This window comes from Microcystis sp. M109S1 (assembly GCF_020247025.1).
Classification (GTDB): Bacteria; Cyanobacteriota; Cyanobacteriia; order Cyanobacteriales; family Microcystaceae; genus Microcystis.
In genome coordinates this window covers 1-9969 of sequence record NZ_JADBRW010000125.1, presented here as the reverse complement: position 1 = coordinate 9969, position 9969 = coordinate 1, and the positions used below count along the sequence as shown (strand labels likewise).

Here is a 9969-nt window from a genome sequence, read left to right as displayed (position 1 = left end):
TTATCAGTTATCAGTTATCAGTTATCAGTTATCAGTTATCAGTTATCAGTTATCAGTTATCAGTTATCAGTTATCAGTTATCAGTTATCAGTTATCAGTTATCAGTTATCAGTTCACTGATTACTGTTCACTGAAAATGCTTCCCACTTCCCAATTCATAATTCATAATTCATATTACTGTCTCCTATCTCCTTTTTACCTTACCATGGATTATCTTTTAGAAGTTGAACAAGTTTATGCTGGTTATGTGCAGGATTTATACATATTGCAAGGGGTTAACTTTCGCATTGCACCGAGGGAATTAGTCACGGTTATAGGTCCCAATGGTGCGGGAAAATCTACCCTCGCTAAGACGATTTTTGGTTTATTAAAACCCAGTGCTGGAACTATCACTTTTAAGGGACAAAATATCGCCGGTTGGAAATCTAATCAAATCGTTCCCCTCGGAATGGGTTATGTTCCCCAAATTGCTAATGTTTTTCCATCCCTGAGCATTGAAGAAAACCTTGAAATGGGAGCTTTTACGAGCAAAGGAAATATAAAATCTTTAAAAGAGCGCATTTATGCCATGTTTCCCCGTTTGCTTGAGCGCCGTCGTCAGAAAGCTGGCACTTTATCCGGAGGAGAAAGACAGATGTTAGCCATGGGACGAGCGCTGATGTTGCAACCGGATTTATTAATTCTCGATGAACCTTCGGCAGCTTTATCTCCTATCTTAGTAACCAGCGTTTTTGAACAGATAAAAGCGATTAATCAGACGGGAACTGCAATTATTTTAGTGGAACAGAATGCCAAAAAAGCCCTAATGATGTCCGATCGAGGTTATGTTTTAGAAAGTGGTCAAGATCGTTTTCAGGGATCGGGTCAAGATTTACTCAATAACCCGAAAGTAGGGGAATTATACCTCGGGGCTGCTTATCATGGTGCCAAACGAGATGATTAGGAATTTGTTAAGGATTTAGGGGGATTTTGATTTCTTCCCAGAATTTAGCGATAGGATAGTAATTGGGCACAAATCTCTACGGCGCTGATGTCAAGGTGATAAGCCAGCAGACCCTAAATATATCTGTGGATATTTATTAATCGATCAATACATTTGTGCTACTGCATTGAGAGCATAACTTTTAGTAATAAAAGGAGAAGTCATGGCTGTTAAAAGTCCTCCGTAATCAAGATTAAAACTGACTTCGCTTCCTACTTTTAAACTCTTGTTATGACTATCAAGAACTAGATGATCGCTACTAGAACCTAATATTTTTATCTCCTGACTTGTTTGTAATCCAGAGATAAGAATATCCTGTCTTCCTAATGCAATAATAAGTCGACGGTGAATGCCTTGGTCGATAAAGCTGGGAACATTACCAAAAGCATCTCGACCAATTTCTCCAGAGGGTAGAGATGGTTTATCTTTGGATTCGATTACTTCAGCAATTAACCGAAAAGCATCGGTATATAAGCCTGGTATCACTTGTCGATTAACTGTTTCACAACCTAATAAAATTGATTCTCCTAAACGCAGATTATTAATCCGACCAACTTCGCTACTTTTTTGATACCATTGATAGTTAGCAGAATTGCCTCCTGAAATAATCGGTAATTTTATTAAAAATTCCTGCTCAATTGTATCTGTTAACACAGATAATTTGCTCATATTATGGCTATCAGGTTTAATACCTCCATAACAAGCCAAATTACAACCCAGTCCAATAATTTTGATAAAGGGAAAAGCGAGGGTTTTTTTGATGAACTTGACGAGATCTTTCGGCAGTACACCTTCGCGTAAATCTCCTAACTCCGTCATGATAATAATGCGGTGTATTTTTTGCTTTTCTTGAGCATAATAGGAAAGTTCCTGAATTGTTGCTAATTCGGTATTTAAGCTGATATCTGCAATGTTAACCACTGATTCTGCTTGACTCAAGGCAGTACGCAACAGAACAAAAGTTGTCACTATTCCTGCTTGTTTCATTTTGAGAATATTTTCGATTCGAGAGTCAGCGATAAAGTTGACTCCACCTTGAATCATCGCCAAGGCGATCGAGGGATCACCCAAAATCGCTTTGGAAACTCCCATCACAGAAAGTCCCTTGCTGCCGTAGAATTGGCAGAGTAAACGAGCATTATGGCGTATTTTCGGGAGAGAAATCTCGATTCTGGGTAAAAGGTCTTTCATCAGCCTATTTGCTCCCAATTGCGGGAATTGCAGCTAAAATTTCCCCTTTGATTTTCTGGTTTAATTTCGGAAAGCGAGCGCATAAAGCTTGGACTAATTTCTCACATCCGTGTAACAAAACATCAGTAGTCGGTAACTGAAAATCTCGCTCATATTTGGCAATAATACGCTCAGTGGCTGCTGCAGTGAGATTTTCGTGATTAATCGCAATAGCGATAACTTTAGTGGGAGAAATTGCCTCAATTAGTGAAATTTCTTCCTGTAATTTTGCCATGGCTAAATGAGGAAAATCACAGCGAAATTTTCGGGCTGGGGGATGTTGTAAAATAACCCCATCGGGCATACTTCCTTTCAAAATTCCCACGGAACTCATAAAAGCAGGATGACTCAGAGAACTTTGTCCTTCCACTAAAATAATATCGGGTTTTTCTTGCTCAAAAGCTTGAACCACAGCATTTTCAATTTCACCGATGACAAATTGAGAAACCAAAGCATCGATCGAAACCCCATATCTTGCTCCCTGCATCAAGCTAGTTTGTCCAGTAGCGACTAAGACAGACTTAATACCCAAGCCTTGGAGAGTTTGATTAACTGCTACCGCAGTGGTCATTTTTCCGCAAGCACAATCGGTTCCTAAAAAGGCAATAACGGGTATATTTACTTGGGAAATTTGCCCAGTAAATACATGAAGATCAGCTAATTGTGGTGGTTTACGAATGTCTGTAATTTGCACACCATACTGACTAGCTTGCTCCCTAAATTCTAAATCCTCGGAGAAGAATTGATGCAAACCATTAATAATATCCATTCCTTGTGCCATTGCTTCTAAAATTAGCAGCCTTTCTAGGGGGGGAATAAACGCTTCTAAGGGTGCTTTGCCGTAGATATAACAATTGGGAACATCTCTAAGTTTTTCTAAGGCTGTTTGTAAATTGGCAAAAATGGGAATATGATTTTTTTTGTCTCCTAATGCTTCTCCCGCATCTTTTCCTGCTAAGGAACTATCCAGCACACCAACAATTGTATATATTTCTGATTGTCGGATCAAGCCAGCTGCCGTTTTTCCGTCCACACGTCCAAATTGATTTTCACAGTAAATTAAAGCCGTTTTTTTCGTTGATACCACTTTCTTAATCTCCTGAATATTAGATAATTGAAATTTCACTCCTAACTCCCAGTAAGTAGGGAGGCACAATTATTTGTAGGATGGGTTAGCAGTAGCGTAACATGAGCGGGCGTTGGGTTTCATGCTTCAACCCAACCTACGTTCATCTTATATTTAATTCCACCCACCTACTTAAGACTATTTATTCCTCTTCTTCTATAGCATAATTATCTGGATCGATAATATCGTCTAGTTCTTCTAAAATTTGCGAATCGGGATGAGCATCAGATTGACGTAATTTTAATCTTCCTGTGCGTTCTAACCAATGGAGAAGGGTTTCTTTGGAAGTTATCTGCATAACAGGAATTGCCTGATAGCGAGGTTCTTGACTAATAGAAGGATTAAATTTCATACCTGTTGAATTTCCTTTGAGAAGTTATCTCTATTGGTTGTTCTATTGTTGATCACGAAGAAGCCCACAAAAAACTGAAAAAAATTGTCAAGTTTAGCAAAGTAAAAAAGTTCAGCTGTCAGATTTACTATTTGGACAGATAGATAGAGTCGGTTCCAATATATGCTCCCGATACTTGGGATGCAGACTCTATGGTGTAAATTAAAGTTTTCTTGTCTCGCTCAACTTAAATGTCAATCCTACGGTTTTTATCTAGCTAACGGAAAAGGTGATTAATAACACCAAAGCAACCAACAAAACCGCCCCTAATCCTTGCAAAATATACCATTTTTGCTGTTCTAAAGATGGGTATTTTGATAGATAAATCTTGGGTTCGCTACCATAGTTATTGATGATTCCTTCATCATCTACTGTATAGCCCTCTGGGAGAGGTATATTAAGTGATTGATAGTTTTGCCCGTTTATATCTAGTTTAACCTCAGCAGGAATTAATTCACTTCCATCGCTTGGGGAATAGACTGTCGCACCTGTCTCTTGATTAGATTTAGTAGAGTAGTGCATGATCATCTCTCTTGAAAATCTGAGTATAACACAGAATAATGCGAAATGGTTTTTAGGCTAATTTTTTCCTAGGGCTTTAATCAGCAAATTTGGCTAATGTCGGCAAATTAAAGCAAAAAATATGATTTTATAACTTGACAAAGCTAGATAAAAACATTTAGTCAACTCGCTATTCACTTTTTAGCATACCAGCGCCATAAAACTCGCGCTAAACGTTGGGGATCATGACTAACTTTGGCAGTAACTTCATCTTCTGCCATTACATTCGCTAAAACAATGCGATAACCCATTTTTCCCACCTCCTCGCGGTCTAAAAACACAGGATGACTATGCTCTTGGGCGTATAATTGTAGAGATTGGGGCGATGGTGCAGTTCTTTGGGCTAAAACTGCATCAAAGACGCGTTCCTCGCAGACTTTTTCGATCGCCCGAATATGATCAGCCACCGAATAATTATCCGTTTCCCCCGGCTGGGTCATAATATTACAAACATAGACACGGGGGACTGTCACCTGTGCTAGGGCCTGACGAATTGCGGGAACCAACAAATTAGGGATAATACTGGTATAAAGACTACCCGGCCCGATGATAATATAATCTGCCTCCTTGATTGCCGCTAAAGCAGCCGGTAAAGCGACCGGATCGGCAGGATGACAGCCAATCTGACGAATTTGCCCCATAGCTTCGGTTATCTTCGATTCTCCCTCAATAATGCGCCCATCGGCTAACTTAGCCCAGAGACTAACATCGGTAAGGGTAGCAGGTAGCACTTTGCCGCGAATGGCCAAAACTTTGGCACTAGCATCGATCGCCTGTTCCAGATCGCCGGTAATCTCGGTCATAGCGCTGATAAATAAATTACCAAAACTGTGGCCCGATAAACCATCCCCAGCATGAAAGCGATATTGAAACAATTCCGTTAATAACTTTTCCTCATCGGCCAAAGCGGCGATACAATTGCGAATATCCCCCGGGGGTAAAATGCCCATTTCCCGGCGTAATCGGCCCGAAGAACCGCCATCATCAGCTACGGTGACAATAGCGGTGATATTAGAACTATACTGTTTTAAACCCCGTAAAAGCGTCGATAAACCCGTACCGCCACCGATTGCCACAATTTTCGGGCCGCGATGGAGACGACGATGGGCCAGTAGGCGATCAACTAATTCCTCCGATGCGTCCGGTTGTAGTGCTTCTGTAATCGTTTCGACGGTGCGACTCTGACCCCAGAATAACAAAAAGACACCCAGCAAAACCGCCAGCGGCCCGGAAACAGAATTGGGGACTAAACGGGCGATCATTTCTAATGCTTGGGAAACAAACTCTAAAAAGCGATTAACCGGGGTTAATTTTACCCAAATAGCCAAACCGAAGGAGGTGAGAAAAACGCCGCTTAAACTGATTAAAAGCCAGCGTTTGACAAAAAGACCGGGAGAAAGCCATTTAAACCAACGATTAACTCGTTTAGGCGTTTTTCTGCCCACAGAAGCGGCTATTTTCCCCTTCTGAGCGTTGAGTTCCCGTAGGGTCTGTTTAAATGGACTCATAGATGTGGCCTGGCAGCGAACGCATTGATTCTGGAGAGACTGTAGCCGAAAAAGGGGACAAACTCAAGCTGACCTAACCTCCCACTTGAGAATAGGCCGCCTCGGAAATTGTGGGAATATCGGCGTATTTGCCGATAACCGACTGTATAATGCTGTAAACACAGGCGGCAAATGCTCCCAAAAAGACGACGTTAAAAAGAGTTTCTACCACCAAATTCGCCCCTAAACCCCTAGCGACGAAACCTAAGGCCAATCCCAATAAATACACCAAAATATCGATTAAAATCGCCTGCATGGTGTTAAACCGGATAAAATGACTGATGCGGGGATTGCGTACCACGGCGAAAAAGAGGACGAAAAAGATAATTAAACTGCCAAAGCTTCCCAGAGAACTATAGAGAAAAGCTAAGGGAGCTAAAACTATTGCTAAGGCCGCTCCTAAAAAAGGAATTTGCTGAAAGATAAAGATACCGAAGGCAAAAGCCGAATATAAGGGTAAAAGATATACTAAAGCTGCAAAAATGCGATCTTTTGTATCGGTTGAGCCGCGCCAAGTCATAATCTATTGTCTCCTGAGACTACTGCTAACTCTTTTCAAGATAACCCGGCAGCCCACCAGACTTCCCGTAACCGAAAAAATTGATCGAGGCCGAACACTGTTGGGCCTCGATCGAGTTATTCTCAAACAGAGACAGGGTGCTTGCTTTCCTGTAACAGAGCCAGATATTCCTCCTTAAAATACTTTAGGGTACTTAAAATCGGATTGGGAGCGCTTTGGCCAAGACCACAAAGACTGGTTTCCTTGACCATTTGACAGAGATGTTCTAAGTTTTCGAGGTCGTGAATATCGGCTTTTCGAGCGATAATTTTGGCCAATAATTCAAACATTTGTACTGTTCCCGTGCGACAGGGGATACATTTACCACAGGACTCCTCGCGACAGAATTCCATATAGAATTTCGCCACTTCCACCATACTGGTACTATCATCCATGACCACCATCCCCCCAGATCCCATCATCGAACCGAGTTTGGCTAAGGATTCGTAATCCACGGGAGTATCGAGTAAATTAGCGGGAATACAACCCCCAGAGGGGCCGCCGGTTTGTACCGCTTTCACTTGACCATCGGGAACACCACCCCCCATCTCCTCGACAATTTCCCGGAGAGTAATGCCCATTGGCACTTCAATCAGCCCATTATTGCCGATTTTTCCCGTTAAAGCGAAGATTTTTGTCCCTTTACTGGTGGCAGTACCGATATTGGCGTACCAAGCGGCTCCCTCGCGGATAATAGCGGCGATATTAGCGTAGGACTCCACGTTATTAATCAGGGTGGGACAACCATCGAGGCCTGATTGGGCCGGATAGGGGGGACGGGTGCGGGGAGTGCCGCGGCCGCCTTCGATGGAATGGATGAGAGCGGTTTCCTCTCCACAGACAAAAGCTCCCGCCCCGATGCGGATATCCACCTTAAAATCGAAAGTGGACTCGAATACTTGGGAACCCATTAAACCAAATTTTTTGGCCTGATTAATCGCTTTTTGCAGACGATCGATCGCCAGAGGATATTCGGCTCTAACATAGATATAACCATGATCGGCCCCCACAGCATAGGCAGCGATCGCCATTCCTTCCAGGACTAAATGGGGGTCACTTTCCAAGACACTACGGTCCATAAACGCCCCGGGGTCGCCTTCATCCGCATTACAGATAACGTATTTTTGTTGACCCGGTTGTTTAGCCACCGTCGCCCATTTTAAACCGGTGGGATAACCCGCACCTCCCCGGCCGCGCAAACCGCTTTTGGTGATTTCCTCCACCACCTGGGCCGGAGTCATCTCGTAGAGGGCCTTGTAGAGAGATTGATAACCCCCGACGGCGATATATTCCTCAATGCGATCGGGATCGATTTTACCGCTATTTTCCCGGACAATTTTGACTTGATGGGAGAAAAAGGGATGTTTTGAGTCCCCTAATTGCACCTCGGTTTTGCCGCCGTTTAAGGCCGCAACAATGCTGGCCGCACTTTCCGGGGTGACTTCTTCGTATAAGAGATCCTGGGGATCCACTTCCACCAACGGACCGCGACCACAAAAACCCATACAACCGACCCCGACCACTTCGACTTTATCCTCTAGGTCTGCTTCTTTGACGGCAGTGGCGAGGTTTTTTTTGATTTGGAGGGAGTTAGCAGCTTGGCAACCGGTGGAAGTGCAACAATGCACCCGGATGCTTTTTTGTCTAGTTTTTTCTTTCTCGGCCACTGCCAATAATTCTTGTAAGTCCATATTCTTCTCAATCCACTAGAGTGAAAAATTACTGGGAGAAACTCTGTAGTTTCGCTAAGACAGTTTCCGAATCTTGTTTAGGGGCCACGACTCCATCGAAGACCACGGCCGGCGCAATCCCACAGGCCCCGATACAACGGGCCGACACTAGGGAAATTTCTCCATCGGCGGTGGTTTCTCCCACTTTGACATCAAAGGTGTTTTCGATGTCTTCGAGGATTTTGCCGCTGCCTTTGACATAACAAGCAGTCCCCATACAGACGATACAGGTGTGTTTTCCCGCCGGTTTCAGGGAAAAGAGATGGTAGAAGGTTGCTACCCCATAGACGCGACTGAGGGGCAGTTTTAGCGCCCGGGCAACGTAGAGGAGAACATCTTCTTCTAGGAATCCAAAGGCTTCTTGAGCTTTGTGCAGGACTTCAATCAGGGCTGATTGATTATATCCTGCCCGCTTCATGGTAATGTCGAGGACTTTGAAGCGTTTATCGCCACTGGGATGCTCTTTTTTCTCCGTTTGACGAGGATTGGCAGTTTGCATAAATCTGAACCAAATAAATTTTAGGGGCGATGACGGGAAAAAGATGGAGAGTTGTCGGTTTTCCTTGGTCATCTCCCTGCTTTTATTCTGACACTGGCTCCGGAGGGCGATCGATAACTTTATCTTTCCTTTAGTTATTGGGGGATAGGGGATTTTTCAGTTATCAGTGACCGGTCAGGGATTTAGGAGATCGGGAATGGGGTAAAAAGCCGCCCCTTGCCAGAGTGCCTCTCTCAAAAATAGCAAAATTCTGCACGACTACTTCATTGATCAAGTGGTTCAAGGCAAGTTTGTCAACCCTGCTGAAGCTAATTTTTTTTAAGCCACTTCCCTAACCTGTTTCAGATGAATATAAGAAAGGCAATCGCACTCGATAAGATAAGAAGATGATACTTATTGAAGAATAAAGCTATATCCTCCATCAAAATGAACCCACCTAGAAAACGGGTTTCTTGAAGAAACCCGTTTTCTGGACTTTAAGACAAAAAAACGTTTCGCTGACAAACTCTATTCAGTTATCAGTTACCAGTTATCAGTTATCAGTGACTAATTGGAAGCAAGTAGTAATCCTTTTGCTATAATCGTCGTGGCACACCTGAAAACAAAAGCGACTACTGGGAAGCTGCCACCAACGGGAACAGTGGAAGTGGAAGTTAATCAGGGGATTGTATGAAAAGTATTTCGAGAGGGAACAGATAATTAAGCTGTTTGAAATCATTGACAATATGATGCTTTATCCACTGAATTACATTCAAGTTTAGAGAGTAAAATTAAACAATTTGAGGAGGAAAAAACCATGCCTTTAATAAGTAATATGGAGTTACGGGGAATAGACGTGGCAAGAAAATTGGCGAGGAAATTGGGGCTTGACAAACTGGGGGTAATTTTGTAATAAGCTAAACGGCTTTTACTTCGGATCACCGATATAGACTCCAAAAGGGTTATAGCTATTGGATCATGCAGGTTAAGCGCCGTTTAGCTTATCAGTTACCAGTTATCATTTATCAGTGACTACTTATCTGTTGCCAAAGCAGACTTGTCAGAATATAGTATGGAAAACAAGCATAATCTTGGCGAAACTATGTATCATCAACGACTAGCTAGACCTGAAGATGCAATAGCGATCTCTCCTCTTTGGCGAGATTTTGCTCAAAGGCGATCGCAAGCTGATCCCTCGATGAATCTGAAACCTGATTTTGACTATTGGGACTTAAACGCTCAACAAAAGTCCAATCGAGTATAATCGTTACAGAGTAAGCACTTTACGTTGAGAAATCGGCGATGAAAGAGACAACCCCAGCCGCGATGCCTCCCTGCTTTGACCGATGGTGTCGGCGGTTTGAC

At 43.0% G+C, this 9969-nt stretch carries 10 protein-coding genes and 1 pseudogene; 3 read left to right on the top strand and 8 right to left on the bottom strand.

Annotation, left to right across the window (positions count from 1 at the left end; all coding sequences use genetic code 11):
• Nucleotides 1-205: 205 nt before the first annotated feature.
• Nucleotides 206-943, top strand: coding sequence for an ABC transporter ATP-binding protein (locus IM322_RS06010; protein ID WP_286825918.1), 738 nt, complete (start codon nucleotides 206-208; stop codon nucleotides 941-943).
• A gap of 144 nt (nucleotides 944-1087) precedes the next feature.
• Here IM322_RS06010 and IM322_RS06005 read toward each other — a convergent pair whose 3' ends face one another.
• From IM322_RS06005 to hoxE, 8 genes are all read right to left on the bottom strand, one after another.
• On the bottom strand, nucleotides 1088-2173 hold the full coding sequence (locus IM322_RS06005; protein WP_287677307.1) for an alanine/ornithine racemase family PLP-dependent enzyme: 1086 nt from the start codon (nucleotides 2171-2173) through the stop codon (nucleotides 1088-1090).
• Nucleotides 2174-2177: 4 nt separating this feature from the next.
• Nucleotides 2178-3338, bottom strand: coding sequence for an N-acetyltransferase DgcN family protein (locus IM322_RS06000; protein ID WP_287754155.1), 1161 nt, complete (start codon nucleotides 3336-3338; stop codon nucleotides 2178-2180).
• A 142-nt stretch (nucleotides 3339-3480) separates the two neighbouring features.
• Nucleotides 3481-3690: a DUF3134 family protein gene (locus IM322_RS05995; protein WP_287677303.1), complete on the bottom strand. Its 210-nt coding sequence runs from the start codon at nucleotides 3688-3690 to the stop codon at nucleotides 3481-3483.
• A gap of 252 nt (nucleotides 3691-3942) precedes the next feature.
• On the bottom strand, nucleotides 3943-4251 hold the full coding sequence (psb34, locus tag IM322_RS05990) for a photosystem II assembly protein Psb34 (protein WP_002783665.1): 309 nt from the start codon (nucleotides 4249-4251) through the stop codon (nucleotides 3943-3945).
• Nucleotides 4252-4424: 173 nt separating this feature from the next.
• The gene (locus IM322_RS05985; protein WP_287677300.1) at nucleotides 4425-5798 is read right to left on the bottom strand and encodes a gluconeogenesis factor YvcK family protein; all 1374 of its coding nucleotides are present in this window, start codon (nucleotides 5796-5798) and stop codon (nucleotides 4425-4427) included.
• A gap of 73 nt (nucleotides 5799-5871) precedes the next feature.
• Nucleotides 5872-6357, bottom strand: a complete 486-nt coding sequence (locus IM322_RS05980) for a Tic20 family protein (RefSeq protein ID WP_287677298.1) — start codon at nucleotides 6355-6357, stop codon at nucleotides 5872-5874.
• A gap of 122 nt (nucleotides 6358-6479) precedes the next feature.
• Nucleotides 6480-8087: an NADH-quinone oxidoreductase subunit NuoF gene (nuoF, locus tag IM322_RS05975; protein ID WP_287677296.1), complete on the bottom strand. Its 1608-nt coding sequence runs from the start codon at nucleotides 8085-8087 to the stop codon at nucleotides 6480-6482.
• 28 nt (nucleotides 8088-8115) lie between these two features.
• A complete protein-coding gene (hoxE, locus tag IM322_RS05970) occupies nucleotides 8116-8625 on the bottom strand; it encodes a bidirectional hydrogenase complex protein HoxE (RefSeq protein WP_193961689.1) in 510 nt (169 codons plus the stop codon).
• A gap of 550 nt (nucleotides 8626-9175) precedes the next feature.
• Here hoxE and IM322_RS05965 point away from each other — a divergent pair.
• A pseudogene (locus IM322_RS05965) lies at nucleotides 9176-9489 on the top strand (hypothetical protein); the annotation flags it as partial.
• A gap of 187 nt (nucleotides 9490-9676) precedes the next feature.
• On the top strand, nucleotides 9677-9868 hold the full coding sequence (locus IM322_RS05960; RefSeq protein WP_287677294.1) for a hypothetical protein: 192 nt from the start codon (nucleotides 9677-9679) through the stop codon (nucleotides 9866-9868).
• Nucleotides 9869-9969: the final 101 nt, after the last annotated feature.